The sequence below is a fragment of the Pleionea litopenaei genome (assembly GCF_031198435.1).
Lineage (GTDB): Bacteria > Pseudomonadota > Gammaproteobacteria > Enterobacterales > Kangiellaceae > Pleionea > Pleionea litopenaei.
On the sequence record NZ_CP133548.1, the window covers coordinates 1,410,225 to 1,430,131 of the forward strand.

At 43.6% G+C, this 19,907-nt stretch carries 14 protein-coding genes; 3 read left to right on the forward strand and 11 right to left on the reverse strand.

From position 1 onward, the window contains the following. Nucleotides 1-4: 4 nt before the first annotated feature. The 7 genes from putP to Q9312_RS06300 all read right to left on the reverse strand — a co-directional run bounded on the left by putP (nucleotide 5) and on the right by Q9312_RS06300 (nucleotide 10,117). The gene (gene putP, locus Q9312_RS06270) at nucleotides 5-1,516 is read right to left on the reverse strand and encodes a sodium/proline symporter PutP (protein ID WP_309203732.1); all 1,512 of its coding nucleotides are present in this window, start codon (nucleotides 1,514-1,516) and stop codon (nucleotides 5-7) included. Between the two features lie 56 nt (nucleotides 1,517-1,572). After that, nucleotides 1,573-3,162: a glutamate--cysteine ligase gene (gene gshA, locus Q9312_RS06275; protein WP_309203733.1), complete on the reverse strand. Its 1,590-nt coding sequence runs from the start codon at nucleotides 3,160-3,162 to the stop codon at nucleotides 1,573-1,575. Between the two features lie 119 nt (nucleotides 3,163-3,281). Then, complete coding sequence (locus tag Q9312_RS06280) at nucleotides 3,282-5,696, reverse strand: bifunctional diguanylate cyclase/phosphodiesterase (RefSeq protein ID WP_309203734.1); 2,415 nt, start codon at nucleotides 5,694-5,696, stop codon at nucleotides 3,282-3,284. A gap of 155 nt (nucleotides 5,697-5,851) precedes the next feature. After that, nucleotides 5,852-6,487 (reverse strand): hypothetical protein, encoded by a 636-nt coding sequence (locus tag Q9312_RS06285; protein WP_309203735.1) that lies wholly within the window; start codon nucleotides 6,485-6,487, stop codon nucleotides 5,852-5,854. Between the two features lie 219 nt (nucleotides 6,488-6,706). Then, nucleotides 6,707-8,068: a class I SAM-dependent methyltransferase gene (locus Q9312_RS06290; protein WP_309203736.1), complete on the reverse strand. Its 1,362-nt coding sequence runs from the start codon at nucleotides 8,066-8,068 to the stop codon at nucleotides 6,707-6,709. A 46-nt stretch (nucleotides 8,069-8,114) separates the two neighbouring features. Then, the gene (locus Q9312_RS06295; RefSeq protein ID WP_309203737.1) at nucleotides 8,115-9,458 is read right to left on the reverse strand and encodes a serine hydrolase domain-containing protein; all 1,344 of its coding nucleotides are present in this window, start codon (nucleotides 9,456-9,458) and stop codon (nucleotides 8,115-8,117) included. Between the two features lie 26 nt (nucleotides 9,459-9,484). Continuing rightward, nucleotides 9,485-10,117: a hypothetical protein gene (locus Q9312_RS06300; protein ID WP_309203738.1), complete on the reverse strand. Its 633-nt coding sequence runs from the start codon at nucleotides 10,115-10,117 to the stop codon at nucleotides 9,485-9,487. A gap of 310 nt (nucleotides 10,118-10,427) precedes the next feature. Between Q9312_RS06300 and Q9312_RS06305 the strand changes: the two genes are divergently transcribed. Further along, complete coding sequence (locus Q9312_RS06305) at nucleotides 10,428-11,162, forward strand: DUF2959 domain-containing protein (RefSeq protein WP_309203739.1); 735 nt, start codon at nucleotides 10,428-10,430, stop codon at nucleotides 11,160-11,162. Between the two features lie 69 nt (nucleotides 11,163-11,231). Here the strand turns inward: Q9312_RS06305 and purL are convergent, their stop codons facing one another. Then, a complete protein-coding gene (gene purL, locus Q9312_RS06310; RefSeq protein ID WP_309203740.1) occupies nucleotides 11,232-15,113 on the reverse strand; it encodes a phosphoribosylformylglycinamidine synthase in 3,882 nt (1,293 codons plus the stop codon). Nucleotides 15,114-15,371: 258 nt separating this feature from the next. Between purL and mltF the strand changes: the two genes are divergently transcribed. Both mltF and Q9312_RS06320 read left to right on the forward strand, forming a co-directional pair. Continuing rightward, nucleotides 15,372-16,901, forward strand: coding sequence for a membrane-bound lytic murein transglycosylase MltF (gene mltF / locus Q9312_RS06315; protein ID WP_309203741.1), 1,530 nt, complete (start codon nucleotides 15,372-15,374; stop codon nucleotides 16,899-16,901). Between the two features lie 111 nt (nucleotides 16,902-17,012). Then, nucleotides 17,013-17,573, forward strand: a complete 561-nt coding sequence (locus Q9312_RS06320) for a cob(I)yrinic acid a,c-diamide adenosyltransferase (protein WP_309203742.1) — start codon at nucleotides 17,013-17,015, stop codon at nucleotides 17,571-17,573. A gap of 21 nt (nucleotides 17,574-17,594) precedes the next feature. Here Q9312_RS06320 and Q9312_RS06325 read toward each other — a convergent pair whose 3' ends face one another. From Q9312_RS06325 to rpoS, 3 genes are all read right to left on the reverse strand, one after another. Continuing rightward, nucleotides 17,595-17,999, reverse strand: a complete 405-nt coding sequence (locus tag Q9312_RS06325; RefSeq protein ID WP_309203743.1) for a DoxX-like family protein — start codon at nucleotides 17,997-17,999, stop codon at nucleotides 17,595-17,597. Nucleotides 18,000-18,047: 48 nt separating this feature from the next. Beyond that, complete coding sequence (locus tag Q9312_RS06330) at nucleotides 18,048-18,728, reverse strand: DNA-3-methyladenine glycosylase I (RefSeq protein WP_309203744.1); 681 nt, start codon at nucleotides 18,726-18,728, stop codon at nucleotides 18,048-18,050. A gap of 158 nt (nucleotides 18,729-18,886) precedes the next feature. Continuing rightward, nucleotides 18,887-19,840 carry an RNA polymerase sigma factor RpoS gene (gene rpoS, locus Q9312_RS06335; protein ID WP_309203745.1) on the reverse strand — a complete coding sequence of 318 codons (954 nt, stop codon included), beginning with the start codon at nucleotides 19,838-19,840 and terminating at the stop codon, nucleotides 18,887-18,889. Nucleotides 19,841-19,907 lie beyond the last annotated feature (67 nt).

The window sequence follows — 19,907 nt, forward strand, 5'->3', positions numbered from 1 at the left end:
TCGACTATCCCTTCTGTTTAAGATCGGCAAGAACCTGTGAATGACGCTCCACCATAGTGATGCTTGGAATCTGTGTTTTACTGAGTAACAGAATCAACACGGTGGATACTATGACACCGGGTATCATTTCATAAGTATCGGCCATCCAACCACCCATGTCTTGCTTAAACGAAATCCAGAGAATGACCGTAATTGCGCCGCCTAGCATACCCGCTAAAGCGCCATTTCTGGTCATTCCTTTCCAAAGCAAAGAGATCACAATAACAGGACCAAAAGCCGCTCCAAAACCAGCCCATGCATTACTGACTAACCCCAGTACTTTGGCGTCTTTATCCATGGCAATCAAAATGGCAATCGCTGCTATCAATAGTACTGCAATTCGGCCAACCCACATCAATTCATTGTCGGTCGCCATGCGTCGGAAAAATACACGGTAAAAATCTTCAGTCACAGCACTGGAGGTCACCAATAATTGAGAGTCAATGGTACTCATGACAGCGGCCAAAATGGCCGCAAGCAAAAAGCCCGCGAACCATTCATTAAATAGAACTTGTGTTGCCAAAATAAAGACTTTTTCGCTGTCTCCAGATAAAAGCGCTGCATGTTCCGAGCCAGCAAAAAAAGCAATCGCAAAATAACCAACGAGCAATGCTCCCAACATGCTAATAACCATCCAACTCATCGCAATACGCCGAGCTCGATGCACATGCTGAATGGATTGGGCTGCCATAAACCTAGCTAAAAGATGAGGTTGACCGTAATACCCTAGCCCCCAAGCCATTAATGAGAAAAAACTGATCGATAATAAAAAGTCAGAGGCCGATTTTCCAGCAAACCAATCGGTCTTAGTCGAGTCGACCGCGATCACACCGGCTTGAATGGACTCGAAACTTCCTAGCTCAACAAACATCACTATTGGCGCGACCACTAAAGCTAACGCCATTAATAAGCCTTGAACAACGTCGGTCCAACTAACCGCAAGAAACCCACCAACAAACGTATAACTAACGATCACTATAGCGCCTATCAATAGAGCAACTTGATAGTCCATCTCAAACGATGCTTCAAACAATTTCGCACCAGCAGTCAAGCCAGACGCCACATAAACGGTAAAGAAAATTAAAATGACCAACGCCGAAATCACACGAAGCAAGTTCGAGTTATCTTCAAATCGATGAGTAAAATACTCTGGCAAGGTAATGGCGTTATTGGCCCTCTCGGTATATACACGAAGTCGTGGAGCAGTAATTTTCCAATTAAAATAGGCTCCAATTACCAGCCCAACGGCAATCCACATTTCACCCAGTCCTCCGGCATAAATAGCACCAGGAACACCAAGGAGTAACCAACCGCTCATATCAGAAGCACTCGCACTCAACCCAGTGACAAGACCGCCGAGCTTTCGACCACCGAGTATATAATCGGATAAATTTCGGGTTTGAAAGTAAGCCCAAACACCTATTCCGAGCATACCCACTAAATAAATAATAAACGTGATTAAAGTTGCTGTTGACACTATCCTACCCCTAATTCTTGTTGCTTTTCGTTTTTGTTATTCAGTATTCAATTCCGTCAGTCTTCAAAATAACTGGCTAAAAACGCCTCAAAACTTCGAGTATCGGTATCTTCAATTCTTTTTTGCTCAGTTAATGAGCGCTGCGCTTCTTCTCTGAACCGTTTAGTGACGTCTTGGTTATTCTGTTGATTTAGAAACGCCGCTTTGTATTGTTGAGATAGTTCCAACGCAAAGGGGAAAAAACCATCTTTACGTTGTTCGATCGTCGCTACGACCTGCCCAGATAAAGTCAATTCGGGGTGAGAAATTTGCTCTCGGAGTTGGCTGATGGTTTTAGAAAAGTCGTCGGTAATATAGGCTCGGTCAAGCAGACCAGCAGCAACCTCAAAGCCTTCGAATAAAGAGTTTGCTAAGTCTTCTAGTCGCTGCTGTTTATTGTTATGCCATAAATAAAGTGCTGGATCACGCCCTCCCTTGACTACTCGGGCAAAGTTCTTTTTCGTCTCAGCTTCCTCACGCTCAGTGATGCATGGCGACGCTTGCATGTTTGAGTGCAATAAGAATACATCCAAAAAGTTTAATTGTTGTTGAGTCACCCCAATTTCACTAAATGGGTTAATATCCAGCGCACGAACTTCAATATATTCAACCCCTCCTTCACGCAACGCTTTCGTTGGACGCTCTCCGGATTTCGCAGTTCTCTTTGGCCGAATATTACTGTAAAACTCGTTTTCTATTTGCAGTACATTGGCATTTAGTTGTTTGTAATGCCCATTTTCTAATACACCAATTGACTGATAATAAGGGTCTTCGGTTCGAATCGCATGTTCTAAATTGGCGATATATTCTTTCAAGCAATTGGTCGACACTTTAAGTTGTGATTGAACATTGTTTTGATAACCCAGGTCACTCATTCGCAACGACGTTGCAAACTTGCCATAGCGAGTTCCCGGTACCAAGGTTTCGAGTCGACTTGGACGACCATTTAGGAAGCTCTCACATAACGCTGGTGAAGCACCAAATAAAAAGGGAATAATCCAACTGTTGCGCTGAAAGTTTCGAATCATTCCCATATACCGCTCTGAACGATAGTCTTGCAATGACAATCTTTTAGCGCCAGCGGCCGATGACTTGCTGGAAGCCTCTTGCAGTGGCGCCCAAAGTTCATCAGCGAATGAAAAATTATAATGAACACCGGCAATCGTTTGCATAAAACGACCGTATCGATGGCCTAACCCCTCGCGATAGATGGTTTTCATTCGGCCACTATTCGATGTGCCAAAATAAGCAAGCGGAATGTCGCTCTCTTTACCCATGACACAGGGCATACTGGTGGCCCAAAGCAGTTCATCACCAATGTTTTGATAAACTTCGCTATGTATTTCTTGTAACCATTGAAGTGGTGCTTCTCGAGTAGATGTCGCAGGAGTAATAAACTCCATTAGCGCCTCTGAGTAATCCGTCGTTATATATTGATGCGTCAAGGTTGAACCCAAAGCGACCGGATGAGGAGCTTGAGAGATGTACCCTCGATCATTAATTCTAAGGCTTTCCTTTTCTATTCCTCGACGAATTCCGTTTAAAAACTGAACAGATTGTTGTTCCCAAAACTCTTGTTCGGCTGGCGATGTGTATTTAATTGGCATGTCGTTTTATCAATTAACTAGCGTGTCGTCACTATGCCACAAAGCAAGCACGGTGACTACTCAGAGCCATAGTAGATAACGGCTGACAAGGCGTTATTGTTGCAGCAAATTGTTACAGGTCATGACGACTCATAAAACAGCGCCAATGCGTCGTCACTGGTCAGAGGTTTATAAAAATAATACCCTTGCCCAAAATGAGCCTTTAGTTGCTGTAACGCCGTTAATTGAGTTACATGCTCGATTCCTTCAGCGACAACTTGCATATTCAGTGACTGGGCGAGAGAGATAATGGCACGAACGATGGATATCGATGCATCGGCTTCATCAAGCGACATAATAAATGAACGATCAATCTTAACAATATCAATTGGCAATTGATGCAGATAACTCAAAGAGGAATAACCGGTTCCGAAGTCGTCGAGAATGACTTTATGGCCCAGCTGTTTCATGCTTCGTAATAAAACGTTGGCTTGCTTCAAATTATCAATTAACGCCCGTTCAGTAATTTCTACATTCAATCGAGATTTAGAAAACTGAAAAGCATTGGTTGTTTCTTGAAAGCGGCTTAAAAAATCATGGGTTGCTAATGAGTTACTCGATACGTTGACATTAAGGTAAACCGAAGAGCTCGACGTTGCTTGCCAACTCTCTAGTATCTTACAGGCTTTCGCTAAAACCAACCGATCAATCTCAACAATTTGCCCTGACTTCTCGGCTACATCGATAAAGTAATCGGGATAGATAATTCCTTTTTTCGGATGAAACCAGCGAATCAGCGTTTCAAACCCAACGACTTTTTCTGAGTTCAAATCTAATACTGGTTGATAGACCAACTTGAACTCATCGTTCTTTATCGCATTTGCTAACTCATTTTCAATGGTGAGCACGTCGACAACACGACTCTTCTCACTGGTACAGCATAAAACGTAACGCCCTTTTCCTTCAGCCTTTGCTTGATACATAGCATTGTCAGCAAGCTTAACCATTTCGCTCGCTTCTTGAATATACTGACTCGCTTGTGCGATTCCGATAGAAACAGAGGTTAATATGGGAATATCATCCAGCAGTATCGGTTGATTCAACTGCTGAATAATTCGTTGCGCGAGTTGCTCAACTAGAATGACATGATCAATGTCTTCAACCAATATGGCGAACTCATCGCCACCTAATCTCGCTAATGTATCTGAACTACGCAAACACGACTGAATTTGTTGGCTTACTTCTTTGATTAAGCGATCGCCCATATGGTGACCATAGGCATCATTGACTAATTTGAAACGATCGAGATCAAGAAACATAATTGCCGTTTGAAAATGTTGATTACGACGATCGCGCTTTAACGCATGTTTCAAACGGTCGAGAAAAAGAGTTCGATTGGCTAGGCCGCTCAGATCATCATGTAATGCTAAATGTTGCAACAAGGCTTCATCGTTTTTGCGTTTTAAAGCAATGCTGATTTGATGAGAGATATACACCAATAAATCGACATCTTTGTCTGTAAACTCAACAATCTCATTCACATTTTGAATGGCTACGGCACCTTTGACCCCGTCATCGGTGGTAAAGGGAATTCCCAGCCAGCTATGGGGTAACTTACCTTTCACCAGCACTTTTTTCTGGTCCCAAAACTTTTGAATATCTTGAGTTTGATAGAGTCCTGGTTCTTGCGACAAGACGACCGAAGCAGTCATGCTTTTAGGAAAGTCTTTTTGCTCTATTCTAAAATCGAAAACACCTCCCATCTCCATATCAAAACAATAAGGAAACTCTAAACAACCTTCTTGTTCGTTGTGCAAACATATGAAGAAAGACTCGGCTCTAACTAAGCGCAATAGAATTCGGTGTAAGCGCGCGTAAAAATCGTCTAGGCTACTCGATAAATAAACCAGTTCAGCTATATCGAACACGGCTTGTTGTAACGTTTTAAACTCTTCGAGCTTTTCTATCGTTTGTTCCAATTTAGAAATTGCTGCAACGTTGGCGTATTTAGTCGAGATGACCGAAGCGATGGCTTCTAATGTATTCTTATGGTGTGGCGTATAAAAATGAGACGATGAATGTTCAGAGTCAATCACACCGATCACTTTTTGCTCATAAATTATGGGTACTGCAAGTTCCGAAAGGCGTGGTGCGTCATCGACAATATAATTCTCTTCGAGCCGAGTGTCGTTAATAAGAATCGGCTGTTTTAAACTCGCACAGGCACCGACAACCCCTTCACCAAATTTCAAAGTAATAGGGTCGAGAACTTGATGTTCTACTGGATTTTTCGGCCCATAAGCGGCAACTTGATTCAGTTGGTTGGTCGACTCGTCAACCAAATAAACAACACAGTCTTCAAACCCGAGCTTGCCAATGATTCGATCCGTCAGCAGCCAGACAACCTCTTCCACCGAGTTGATATGAATGACCGATGTTACAAACTCAATCAATGCTTTTAAATATTCATTAGATTGAGTCAATCCATCAATCGATTGCTCATCTGAAAATAAAGAGGTGCTTTTTAATAACTTACCTACACTGTCATGTTCCATTATTCGGTCTGCGGTAAAAGGGTGGAACACTTGGGTTTGAAACCCACGGCTTAAGGGTAAATCATAGCAGATTATTCGGCAATTGCGATAATCGAAGGTTGGCTGAACCCCTTTATCTAAAAGGGGCTCATCGAGTCAGACGACACGTTAGCGAACTAAAAGGTATAACGCAGGCTCAGGGCAGTTTCCTCAAAGTCACCAATGTCCGAGCGAGACATTCCAAGACTAAGCTCCTCAGCGAGTCGATACCTTAATGACAGTTGATATCCACTGTCATCAACGTCAACTCCATCTCCATTCAGGGTTTTTCGCACACCGAAAGCATCCCATTCAAACTTTTCGCCTAACAGCCCTCTTAGCCCGATGCGTATGGTGTCGCCATCATCCTTATAAGTAAACTTGTCCGTCCCCAAATTATCCGTCTCAATTTCTGTATAGCGATAATCATCATTGGTGTATTGCGCAACGAAATCTAAATTCTCGCTTACTGAGCTTCGAAAACCAAAACCAAAGTGTTTGGTTTTAACTCTCTGCTCATAATCTAAGTTGGCTAAGCTTTGTTTATCATTAACATTGTCGAAACCAAGTAAGAATGAAAAATGATTACCAAATTGATAAGAAAAATCGAGTTTATATCCATCCATGGTTGCGCCATCTTCATAGACTTGGCTCTCGACCGCCGACAGCTCAATGTAATCATAGCTCAAGTCATTCGCATGACTGATTGAAGCGCCATAGGTCAAGGCTAGGGCCGTAACAATTTTCAAATGTTTAAGGGTTGAACTTTTCACCGAATGACTCCTTTGGTTTACTTTAATAATGTTTTGAATGAAGCCTGCACAAAAAACTCAAGATAAGCGCTTCAATTCATAAGGAGTTATTTTATGGGAAAAGAAATGAACCCAAGCTGAACTCTCCGATTGGCATCATCAAAAAAGTACCAACACGGCCATTGAAAAAGTTTCAAAATGTAACAAGCGCAGAGCTCTTCTATCAACTCAACCAAGTCATTACGAGAAGGCTATTTTCTGAAAGAACTCTTTAACTAACTGCAAGGATTCTTGCGGCGAAACATTATAGTCTCTTGCAAAATGCTTACTAATATCAACCAAGCTTCTCTTACCATTTACTTTTTTTGCGAGATCAATATACACCTGATTGGTTTGTATTAAAGACTGTATCTTCGAGTCATTAGGCACTGCTTGAGTTGCATCGATTATCCAGTCAGGCAAATTATCCACGCTCTCTGACAATGTCACATCCTTTACTTTAACCGCTCGCCATGACCAAACCGTTTCTATTCGATAACCTGCATTATAGGGCGATTTAAGGTAAGGCAACGCCTGCTCCGAAATTTCTTCGATTTTAAACCCTGCTTGTTCTGCAATCGACGCAATCTCTTCAATCGAATAGCACAAGCTTTCTCGTTGCTGCTGAAAAACTAGACTACCAAAGTTAACCCAAAGCCCACCAGTAGGAAGATAATGATTGATAGCTTTCAAAAATTTCAAAAGCGGTAATGGTTGAATATCGATTAACCAAGGAGTAACAACGACATCCATACTTGCAGCTCTTAACGCCGGTTTCGCAGCGTCACTGAATAAAAAATGTAGATTACCAGGACAGTCCTTTATCGCTTCAATTTGATGACGAATAGCCGTTGAAGCAATGTTTTTAGGGTGGAATGGAAACTCATCGATAGCCAATCCTTGTCCAAAAAGGATTTCTTTGGCAGCAAAAACTAACAACGGATTAATATCATTGCTCACCAAAAGTTCAGGATCTAATGCTCGTGCTAAATCATAGGAAAGCCGTGCTGAACCAGCGCCCAGTATGGCGACTCGATTATGTTGTTGAGCTGAAAGAGCTTTTGTCACTAACTCGGCGTATTGCTCATTTTCTTCATCACCCCAAACCCAATCACGATAGAGGTTGGCTTCATAACTTAATAAGTTCTGTGTACTTGGCGCTCTATCGCTAAGAGCATCATAAACGGGTTTACTCGCAACTTTCGCACTTAAAATAGGACTGACAAGCGTACTTATGTCTTGAACAAATCGCTGCTTCGCACCCAATAACAACTCGAGCCTTTCGCGAGTGGCGCCCTGACTGTTCTTTAATTCGCGTTCTAGTTGCTGAATTTCTTGCCCTAATACTCGAGAGAAGTGATTTAGCTTGATGCTCCAATCAACCATTGAATGCAATGGATTTTGCAACAACCAGGGTGTTGAGTTGATGATAGGGTAACACTCTTTGGCGTCATTACTGACTAACTGTGTACCATCAAAATGGAGAGCCTCAGCATGCTTCGGGCACTGCAATACCTCTAGAAACGCGGCAGGTATTCCGCTGGCGTCTGAATCGTGATTCATGTTTTGTTCGGCTCTCTACAATTGACGGTTCCGGTATGATAACGAATTAACGATCCAGTGAATAGCGATAAGCTTTACCGGCTTGGTGTAATACGAACTCCTTCGCACTATCAGAGCTCGAAACAAACTCAATTCGAATTCCCGCTCTTTCGAATTTAAAGGTCGTAGGCGATATTGCCGTTAATGGAAATGGTCCTTGACCCGTTGCTTGCGCAAAGAGCTGTTGATCTTGAATGAATACCTTCAGTTTTAAAGGTAAATCGGCTGAGGAATAAGAACCTTCTAATTCAGTCATTTGCTCAAGTGATAGCTCTATACTTTTTTCAGCAAAGTTTGGAAGCTCAAACGGCTTGTCAAACACAATACTGAGTACACCAATCAGAATTCCATTGAAATTGGTATTAACGCCATTAGAAAGCACTGCTATGGTAATATCTTCCTCAGGAAAGAAAGCAGCATTCGACACAAAACCATCAATTCCGCCGTTGTGACCGAATGCAGAGCGCTCACCGAAAGGATACTTCATTAACCCCAACCCATAACCTTGTTCAACCTTCATCATTTGCTGTAAAGAAGCTTCGCTCACAATATCCCCAGAGAGTAAGTGATGCAGTAACTGAGTCAATTCAGGAGCCGTAGAAACAATGGCGCCAGCACCATGGGGTATCGACATATCAGTGTGGGTTGCGGGCTTCCATCCGTCGGCATAATAAAATGAATCCGCTTGATTTTTACTGATATCAATTTTACTGCCGACTGCCGTGCGCGGTAGCTCTAATCGCTTCGATATATTAGCTTGTACGATCTCATGGAGTGTCTTTTTATAGATGTCTTCTAAGATGTAACCGAGTAATACATAATTAGTATTTGAATACTCAAACTTCTCGCCCGGCGCAAAGTTTACCGGGTAGGTATCGATGATTTCTAAAATTTCGGCCTTCGACTTTGGACTTTCCATGTAAGACATATACAAAGGATCATTGGTAAAATTAAATAAACCACTTCGATGACTCAAGAGTTGCTTAACCGTGATCTGCTCGGCATTTTTAACATTCGGGTAAAAAGTACTAAGCTTCGCATCCAAGGCTAACTTTTTCTGCTCTACAGCCTGCATAATTAGCGCAGCTGTGATTGTTTTTGATATCGAGCCAATGCGATATTGTGTATCACTGTTAACTAAAGATTTCGAATCGTTTTTTCGTTGTCCAACTGCGTGACTGTAAACCAACTTCCCTTCTTTTCGTACAGCAACACTCAACATCGCTTTATCATTTTTATATAAAGAGTTGAGGTAGCGATCAAGCTTGTCTTGGTCAACTTCTTTCGCTTCTGCGACGACGACCGAGTTGAGTGAAATAATGGTTACGATTAAAGTAAATAAAACACGCATGATAACTTCCCTTATCGATAAATAATCTACTGCTCGCCTTCTACATAATAAAAGGCCTCTAAGAACAACTCTTCACTTTTTGCTCCCGTCTTATCCTGCTTTAACTCCTTTAGCACACCTGCAAAAGTGAAATAGTTGGATGGTAGAGGGGCGTCAGATTTCGCATGAGCAATAATAAACGTTGTGCCACTTGGCTCGTCATAGAGCTCATAAACATGAAACTTCTCTATAATTGGGATCATCGTAAACGTCATGACTTTTCCAGCCATAATGGGCACCATGATAAACCCGGTTAACTTATCTCTCGCATCGATGACTTTCGGATACCCAGAGATGATCACCGCCTCACCGGCAGAGCCCAGTTGTTGTACCTCACTCGGCTTATAATTCTTAGGACGATTTAACTGATACTGTTGATTGAGCTCAGGAGATAGAGCAGACTGCACTTCATTCACTGCAGACTGCTCAAGATTTGATAGCGCTAGCTCGTAAAACAAAAACATTCGCTGTCGGTCGCCAATGATGCCAGCCACTTTACTAAGCTCTGCGGGATCAACCTTTCCATCACCCGCTTTGGTGAAAATATTATAAAATCGTCCACCATTGTCGAGAGAGCTCAAGGCATCTTGCATGCTGGAATAAGGTATTACTTGTTTCATCACAACCTCCTTCTACCAATACCCAAAACCTATAACGTATTGGCCAATCGAATATTCCCTGCCACTCTACCAATCTTTGTTTGTACCACCTTATTGGCGCGCACAAAGCATCACTCTGGCAAAATAACCGGATAATGGATTATCACAACCTGTCGTACATCATCTCTAAAAAGAACCGCCCCGACATCAACAGCGCCACAACAAGCTGGCATGCTGCACTAAAAGACAATAAAACTAAGCGACAAAAAAATCTAACCCAATTATCCCAGACTAGTCTTCCAAACCAAGTTTCTCTTACACTTGGTGCCATATGTTAGAGCGAATCCTTCAAAATCATGGCTTTACACTCGACAATGTCGCCGGTCAATGGTTAACTAGATGCAACGATACTAATATTCAAATGACTATGAAGAATCTACCTATTATCCTTGTTCTACTTTTCATCGCTGGCTGTCAGTCTGCTTATTATGGCGCGCTTGAAAAAGTAGGCATTCACAAACGTGATGTTTTAGTTAGTCGAGTTGAAAAAGCCAACGATAGCCAACAAGAAGCGAAAGAACAATTTCAAAGCGCGCTAGAGAAGTTTCAAGCAGCGGTACAGTTTGACGGCGGAGAAATTGAAGAGATATACAGTAACTTGCAGTCTGAGTACGATGAGAGCAAAGCACTGGCGGATGAGATTCGGCAGAGAGTTGAAGATATTGAGTCGGTATCGGAGGCTCTATTCAATGAGTGGGAGGAAGAACTTCAGCAATACACCAGTCGTTCATTGCGCCAAAAAAGCGCTTCGCAATTAACCCAAACGAAACAGCAATATCGTAAGTTGATTACCGCTATGAAAAAAGCGGAGTCGAGTATGACTCCTGTTCTGAACGTATTTAAAGATCAAGTGCTCTATTTAAAGCACAACCTGAATGCCAAGGCGATCGCGTCTTTAAAACAAGAGCTGGCCGGCGTTCAAAGTAATGTGTCGCGGTTAATGACTCAAATGAATGCTTCAATTACTGAAGCCGATCGGTTCATAAAATCGATGAATGACAACTGATTATCTAGACCTTCAAAAAAAGCCGGGAATTCCCGGCTTTTTTCGTTTTGCGATATAAATACTAAGTGACTACCCCACCCATTTTCGAGCGTTGCGGAACATACGTACCCAAGGGCCATCTTCACCCCACTCATCAGGGCACCAACTGTTCTGAACACTGCGTTGTACTCGCTCAGGATGTGGCATCATAATCGTCACTCGTCCACTTTCATTGGTCAGTGCTGTGATACCAAAAGGAGAGCCATTCGGGTTGGCTGGATAAACCATGGTTTCATTACCGTGATTATCAACGAATCGAGCAGCAATCAAACCTGACGCGTTCGATGTTTGAGCGGCTTCTGTCGATTTATACTCAGCTCGCCCTTCACCATGAGATACAGCAATCGGTAGATGCGAGCCTTCCATACCAGTAAAAAATATTGATGGGCTTGGCTCAACTTTCACCATTGCAAATCGAGCCTCAAATTGCTCAGATTTGTTACGTACGAAATGTGGCCACTGCTCGGTACCCGGAATCAGCTCTTTTAAGTTTGATAACATCTGGCAACCGTTACAGATGCCTAGCGCAAATGCATCTTCACGCTTAAAGAATTCTGCAAACTGTTCTCTAGCAATAGGATTAAACAAGATTGACTTCGCCCAACCCTCACCAGCACCTAAAACATCACCGTAAGAGAAACCACCACAAGCCACAATGCCTTTAAATTGATCAAGAGTCACTCGTCCTGCTAGCACATCGCTCATATGAACATCTATCGCGGTGAAACCCGCTTTTAAAAACGCCGCTGCCATTTCTAAGTGACTATTAACACCCTGCTCACGCAAAATGGCGACCTTCGGACGTTCAGTCAAACCCGACACAATATCATCGTTTAAGTCGAAGGTGATTTTTGGCGTTAATCCAGGATTGTCTGCTTCGAGCTTACTCTTGTACTCTTGCTCTGCGCACTCCGGATTATCGCGCATCGCCTGCATTTGATACGTGGTCGCAGACCAAATCTTTTTCAATTCAAGCATTGACTGATCAATTAACAGCGCTCCATTGCGGCGTATTTTGACCACGTGCTCTGCCGTGACTTTACCAATGTCATAAGTCATCTCGGCGAGTCCATATTGTTGAAGAATACTCTCAACTTGCTGCTTGTCTTTGCTCAGTACTTGAATCACCGCACCTAACTCTTCATTAAACAAAGCAGCGATATCTTCACCAGGTAAACTCGATAAATCAATTTCAACACCGCAATGTCCTGCAAAGGCCATCTCGACTAATGTCGTAGCAAGACCGCCATCGCTTCGATCATGATAAGCTTTCAGTAGACCAGCTTCGCTCAATTCTTGAATCGCCTCAAAAAATCCTTTGAGTTCTGCCGCAGAATCAACATCGGGAGTGTCTTCGCCCAACTGATTGAAAACTTGCACCAGTGCCGAAGCGCCCAGTCGATTTTTACCTTTGCCCAAATCAAGCAACAGCAGTTCAGATTCACCAAGATCAGTACGCAACTGAGGTGTCACTGTTTTACGAATATCTTGGACTGGAGCAAAAGCAGTGATGATCAATGACATAGGTGCCGTGATCGACTTTTGCTCATCGCCCTCTTGCCATACCGTACGCATAGACATTGAGTCTTTTCCGACAGGAATCGTAATATCCAGCTCAGGGCATAACTCCATGCCAACCGCTTTGACGGCTTCGTATAACCCGGCATCTTCTCCTTCAAATCCTGCAGCACACATCCAATTCGCCGATAGCTTAATGTCGGAGATTTGTTTGATACGTGCTGATGCGATATTCGTGATCGCCTCTGCAACGGCCATGCGAGCCGAAGCAGCAGGGCTCAGTAACGCAGCCGGTGTACGCTCACCCATCGCCATTGCTTCACCAGTGTAAGACTGCAGCGTTGAAGCTGTGACGGCACAGTTCGCAACCGGCACCTGCCAAGGTCCAACCATTTGATCACGGTGCACTAAACCACCAACGGTTCGATCGCCAATGGTAATCAAGAACGTTTTATCAGCCACCGCAGGAAGGGACAGAACCCGTTCTAAACACTCTTGCGCAGTTGCATTAATCGCAATGGCTTTGGTCGTGGTTGATGCCGACTTAACTTCTCGATGCATTTTCGGAGGCTTACCAAATAAAACATCCATTGGCAGATCAATCGGCTTATTATCAAAATGCTCATCGTGCAAAGTCAGATGCAAAGCTTCAGTCGCTTCTCCGACGATTGCGAACGGACAGCGCTCTCTTTCACAGATTGCGGTAAAACGTTCAACGCTCTCTGGCTTAATGGCTAACACATAGCGTTCTTGAGCTTCATTACACCAAATTTCTACCGGACTCATACCCGGCTCATCATTAGGAACTCGGCGCAGCTCAAAACTTCCGCCTTTCTCACCATCGTGAACCAACTCAGGAATTGCATTCGACAATCCACCCGCGCCGACATCATGAATAAACTCGATCGGGTTTTGATCCATTGACCAACAGGTATCGATGACTTCTTGGCAACGACGTTCAATTTCTGGGTTGTCGCGTTGCACTGATGCAAAGTCTAAGTCTTCTTGGCTGGATCCAGAGGCCATTGATGATGCAGCGCCGCCACCCAAACCGATTAACATCGCCGGCCCGCCAAGTACAACCACTTTGTATCCGTCTTTTATCTCATTCTTCTCTACGTGCTGTGCACGAATGTTGCCCATGCCTCCGGCAATCATTATCGGCTTATGGTAACCTCGTACTTCAGTCCCGTAACTGAACTCATGCGCTTGCTCATAAGTTCTAAAGTAACCACAGACGTTGGGGCGGCCAAACTCATTATTAAAAGCCGCACCACCAAGTGGACCTTCAACCATAATGTCTAATGCAGATACGATTCGACTCGGTTTTCCGTAGTCAATTTCCCAAGGCTGTTCAAAGCCCGGAATTTTTAAGTTAGAAACACTGAAACCCGTGAGGCCAACTTTCGGTTTGCCACCAATACCGGTCGCTCCTTCATCACGAATTTCTCCCCCAGAACCGGTCGCTGCCCCTGGATACGGAGAAATGGCTGTCGGGTGGTTGTGAGTTTCAACTTTCATCAAAATATGCACGGGTTCTAAATGGTAAGCGTACTCGTGAGAATCGGCATCAGCCCACAATCGAGGCTGCTCAAACCCTTCGATCACTGCTGCATTATCACGATAAGCCGATAACACACCTTCGTGACCAACCTCGTAGGTGTTCTTTATCATTTTGAAAAGCGACTTATCTTGGTCAATGCCATCGATGGTCCACGAGGCATTAAATATTTTGTGTCGACAGTGCTCTGAATTGGCTTGCGCAAACATCATTAATTCAACGTCGACTGGATTGCGTCCGAGTTCTTTAAAACGCTCAACTAAGTAATCTATTTCATCGTCGGCCAACGCTAAGCCTAACTCACTGTTTGCCTGAACCAATGCTTCCCTTCCGCCATTTAAAATATCGACGCGTGTGAATGGCTTAGGTGACTCGCTTTGAAACAAAACTTGAGCATCTTCGAGTTGGCCAAATACGGCTTCAACCATTCGGTCATGTAAATGTTCTTGTGCGGCCGCTAACTCATCTGCGTTTAGCGCCTCACCGTTGTTACTCAAATAAAAGGCGATGCCCCGCTCAAGTCGGTTAACTTTGCTCAAACCACAGTTTTTCGCAATATCGGTTGCTTTTGAAGACCAAGGAGAAATGGTCCCTGGTCGTGGGACAACCACCACTAAGCCACCAGACGGTTCATGCGCAGGAATGGCTGGCCCATAGGTCAACAAACGGCTTAAAGTATGCTGCTCGGCATCCTCTAGCGCAGTTGCGACATCGGCAAAATGTACATATTCGGCGTAGATTTCGGTAACCGGCAGGCCTTTAGCTTGGCAAGCTCGAATTATCTTATTTAAGCGAAACTCAGAAAATGCGGGGGCTCCACGCAGAATTAACATGCGGCTTTCTCTCTTTAAAGACAAGTTGAATGGTGTATCGACACTTTAAGAAGGCGCAATTTTACTTCAATTCCGGTTATTTGATAAGTTGCGATCGGCTTTTTGCTGATAAAAAAATTCTCCTTTAATTCCAATCATTAAGCTACCGTTCATCGTCAAAAGATTAATTTTCACACAATAAGTTCTTGCGATAATCGTGCTCAGCACCGATAATTTAGTGAACTGGATCACATAAATCTCGTATAAGGATGTTCGAGCATGGTGTGTAGCAATGGTAAGTTAACGACAATTGGTGGTAGTTTGAAACAATTAGCGTCATATTTAGCTACATTTTTGATTTTTGCAGTTTCTCTGGTGTCTTTAAGTGGATGTCAGGAACCTCAAGTCAGTAAATTGCAGCAAATCAAAAATTCGGGTGTCCTGCGCATTGCGACACGCAATAGCCCAACCACCTACTATGTAGAAAAAGATGGAGCTGCTGGTATCGAGTATGAACTGGCGACTGCATTCGCCAAATCCATTGGTGTCGAGCCAGTCTTTGTGGCCGAAGAGAACATCGGCGGTATTTTCACTGCGCTCGAAACGGGTCGTGCAGACATTGCCGCAGCGGGGCTGACCGCGACCGACGACCGCAAAACTAACTTTCTGTTTGGCCCTGCCTACCAAGAAGTCACTGCAAAACTAGTGTTTAAACAGGGAAAAGAGTGGCCACGGCACTTCGGTCAACTTGATGGCCACCTTAAAGTTATTGCAGGGTCGTCACACGCCCGTATGTTACTCGAAGCAAAACCCGAATTTCCGAAACTCAGCTGGCAAGAGACCGAAGAACACTCGCCAGAAGAGTTACTGCAAATGGTGCTAGATGAATCGATTGATTACACCATAACCGACTCTATCGAGTTAAACTTAAACCGTCGCTACAATACTGAACTCGCCATCGGGTTCACCATCGGCCAACCTCAGCACTTAGCATGGGCATTGGCAAAGACCGGAGACTACTCTTTACTGCATGAAGTCGTGAAGTTTTTTGGCGAGCAGCAACAAACGGGCAAAATTGCACAACTTGTTGATCAGTATTACGGTCACGTGAATGACTTTGATTACGTTGGCGCTAAAACCTTTATGAAGGCGGCTCAAACCGAATTACCAGAGTTGAAACCCATGTTTCAAGAAGCCGCTCAAAATGATCTCGACTGGCGCTTACTCGCCGCAATGGGCTACCAAGAATCGCATTGGGATCCCAAGGCTAAATCGCACACCGGTGTTCGAGGCGTAATGATGTTAACGCTCGATACTGCCCGTCAGTTAGGTATTGAAAGCAGAATTGATGCGGAACAAAGCATCCGCGGCGGCGCTGAGTACTTCGACATTATGCGCAATCGAATTCCTGACCGAATTGGTGAGCCTGATCGAACATGGCTCGCGCTGGCTGCCTACAACATTGGCTGGGGTCATCTTGAAGACGCTCGCATTATTACCGAGCGACAAGGCGCCGACCCCGATAAATGGGTCGATGTAAAAGAACGATTGCCTTTATTACGACAAAAGAAATACTACAAACAAACCAAATATGGCTATGCCAGAGGCGACGAGCCTGTGCAGTATGTCACCAACATCCGTCGCTACTACGACGTTCTGGTCTGGTTGGATGAAGAGCGCCCTGGAAACGTCGAACTGCTAGATGCAGGAGAAATGATCGCAGATAATTCACCGGCGAAAAGTGCTCGTCAATCTGAAGGTTCAACGCCAATCATTGCGAGTGAAAAAGTCAACTCAATTGTTGATTAGTCTTCGACAACGACCTAGTATCTAAACCCATTCCACTACCGTAAAAAGGAGCGCACGCTCCTTTTTTATTATTTGGTGCTTAAACATTTAAAAAACTCATAGGAAAACCTCATGGGAAACAGACTCTCGAAGTTAGTGACAAAAACCGGCGACGATGGAACAACAGGCATAGGCTCAAACCAACGAGTCGCGAAAGACTCCCACCGAATAGAAGCCATAGGGACCATCGATGAGCTCAACTCCAGTATCGGAATGGTTATGGCGGCCAGCGAGTTGACCGTTATCAATGAAAAGCTCAACGATATACAGCATGTCTTATTTAATCTTGGCGGCGAACTGGCCATGCCTGATTTTCAGCTAGTGAAAGAAGACAATTTATCGACTATCGAATCATGGGTAGAGGAGCTCAATGACACGCTTCCTCCTTTAAAAGAGTTTATTTTGCCAAAAGGCGATATGGCGACAGCGACCTGTCATCTTGCAAGAACTATATGTCGCCGCGCTGAAAGAAGAATGGTCACTCTTTCTAACAAAGAAACCGTTAACAAAATTGGACAACTGTATTTGAATCGTTTATCTGATTTTCTTTTCGTTTGTTGCCGAATACTTGGTCAAAATGCTTCGGTAAGTGAAGAAATGTGGCGTTCAAATCGCAACCAAAAAAAAGATTAACGTTTCATTGTTCGATTATTTTCAGTGAGGCTTTGCTGAGTTTTGAGCCTTTAAGTTATCTTGGTAGATAATTAGGCTCAAAACAACCAAGCTGGCATTTGTAGTGACTGGGTTAAACGCTTCAATGAGTAATTCAAATTGAAGTAAAGCCACGGCAAAAACTAAGCTTAAAAGCGCTATTATATTCAACGCGATAACAAGATTATTACGATAAAAAGCAAAAAACATCACCGCCCAACAAACTTCCAGAGCGCCTGCGATTTTGATAAACCAGTAGGTTCCCTGCTCAGTCAAGCCCAAACTACTCGACATCTGCCATTCAAGCGGAGCAATTGCAATTAACTTAAGAAACAAACCATGATACAACCAAGCAAATACGATGGTTAATCGCGACCATTGGACTGGTGAAGTTTTAAGTAAACTCAATGCAATCTCCCAAACTGGTTTGAGCAATATTTATAGCTTGAGTAATGGTTACAAATAGTTTTCACCGATACCGAATGCCACGATCTGACTTAATTGCTGCATACTCATTCCACTCTCATCAGCCCAATGATTAAAAACGTCTTGAATTTTCGCCAACGAGTTCTTCGTTGTTAGGCCACCTGAGATCAAATCGCGAGTTCGAAAGTATGCTTCTACATCGCGCGAGAGTAAGAAGGTATCTTTACCGACGGTGCGTAAAAAATAGGGGCCAGTATTCCCTCCTAATCTATCGCCTCGCTGCTTTAGAGCCAACCATAAGTCAGTGATCTTTTCTGAAGGGAATTCATTTAACCACTGACCAAACCCACCGTACTCTCTTCGAATATCTGAAATAAAAAGCGCGTTATTTTGTATGGTTTTAACCTTGCGAAGATTTCGAATAATTCTCTCATCACTCGCTTTACGCTCTACCATTTCAGGCGGCATCATTAAAATCTTATCTATATTAAACTGAAAGAAAACTTCTTCGAAATTCTTCCACTTATTTTCAACGACACGCCAAACAAATCCTGATTGAAAAACTTTCTTTGTCATTTCAGCAAGATAACGTTCATCGGGAATTTTTTTTAACGCATTATTAGTTCTAGGTTTACCCAGCATCGCTAATAACGCTTTTTCTCCACCTTTACGTTCTGCTGCTCGTTGATAAATCGTTTGAAAGGATTCCACTCATTTGCCCTCAATGAAAATTACTCATCTATTGTGCCAGCAATTATCAAATAATCCAGACATAAAAAAGCCCACAAATAGTGGGCTTTTTCGGAGAGGATTGTTACGAGCAGGCTATGGTCTGAATTAGTCTCTATCTAACTTACGCTCTATCTAACTTACGCTCTAAATAGAGCCTCTAGAGACAATCCCTGCTTTTCTAACAAATGACGTAAACGTCGCAATGCTTCGACTTGAATTTGTCTGACACGCTCACGAGTCAAGCCAATTTCGACCCCGACTTCTTCAAGCGTTGACGGCTCATAATTTAACAAACCAAATCGTCGAGCAATAACTTCTCGTTGCTTTTCACCGAGCTCACCTAGCCAGTGTTCAATGTTGTTCTTTAAGTCATCGTCTTGCAATTGCTCAGCAGGCCCGAGATCTCTGTCATCGGCGATAGTATCTAATAACGATTTATCTGAGTCAGCCATAAACGGTGTATCAACCGACGCAATTCGCTCGTTGAGACCGAGTAGTCGTGACACGTCTTCGACTGGCTTATCGAGTTTCTCGGCAATTTCTTCTGCCGTCGGCTCATGATCAAGCGTTTGCGCTAATTCTCGAGAAGCTCTCAAATAAACATTTAATTCTTTAACAACATGAATCGGCAAGCGAATGGTTCTAGTTTGATTCATGATCGCGCGTTCGATGGTTTGACGGATCCACCATGTCGCGTAGGTTGAAAATCTGAAACCGCGCTCGGGGTCAAATTTCTCGACAGCTCGAATTAAACCTAAGTTACCTTCTTCGATCAGATCGAGCAGTGCTAAGCCACGGTTGGTATAACGACGCGCAATCTTGACCACTAAACGTAGATTACTCTCGATCATTTTGGCTCGAGATTTATCACACCCACGTTGAGCTTTGCGTGAATAGAACACTTCTTCTTCAGCCGTTAGAAGGGCGTTCACGCCTATTTCGCCAAGATATAATTGAGTTGCGTCCAACGATTTTTCATGGACTTTATGATATTCGGCATACTCTTCTGATAGAGAATCAGCGACCGAACTGGAAGTTTCAACGTCCTCACTAGAGTCGTCTTGGAATATGACTTCTTGTTGTTTGCTCATAACTCACCTCTCCACTAAAAACTGCGGTTGTCCGCATTGTTTTGCCTAGCGAGAAACGCATCATCCT

Bases quoted from the DNA above. Each gene is read 5' to 3' on its own strand.
- mltF (WP_309203741.1), top strand. From the start codon at position 15,372: ATGGTGTGTAGCAATGGTAAGTTAACGACAATTGGTGGTAGTTTGAAA.
- Q9312_RS06280 (WP_309203734.1), bottom strand. From the start codon at position 5,696: ATGGAACATGACAGTGTAGGTAAGTTATTAAAAAGCACCTCTTTATTT.
- Q9312_RS06300 (WP_309203738.1), bottom strand. From the start codon at position 10,117: ATGAAACAAGTAATACCTTATTCCAGCATGCAAGATGCCTTGAGCTCT.
- Q9312_RS06295 (WP_309203737.1), bottom strand. From the start codon at position 9,458: ATGCGTGTTTTATTTACTTTAATCGTAACCATTATTTCACTCAACTCG.
- gshA (WP_309203733.1), bottom strand. From the start codon at position 3,162: ATGCCAATTAAATACACATCGCCAGCCGAACAAGAGTTTTGGGAACAA.
- purL (WP_309203740.1), bottom strand. From the start codon at position 15,113: ATGTTAATTCTGCGTGGAGCCCCCGCATTTTCTGAGTTTCGCTTAAAT.
- Q9312_RS06320 (WP_309203742.1), top strand. From the start codon at position 17,013: ATGGGAAACAGACTCTCGAAGTTAGTGACAAAAACCGGCGACGATGGA.
- rpoS (WP_309203745.1), bottom strand. From the start codon at position 19,840: ATGAGCAAACAACAAGAAGTCATATTCCAAGACGACTCTAGTGAGGAC.
- Q9312_RS06290 (WP_309203736.1), bottom strand. From the start codon at position 8,068: ATGAATCACGATTCAGACGCCAGCGGAATACCTGCCGCGTTTCTAGAG.
- Q9312_RS06305 (WP_309203739.1), top strand. From the start codon at position 10,428: ATGTTAGAGCGAATCCTTCAAAATCATGGCTTTACACTCGACAATGTC.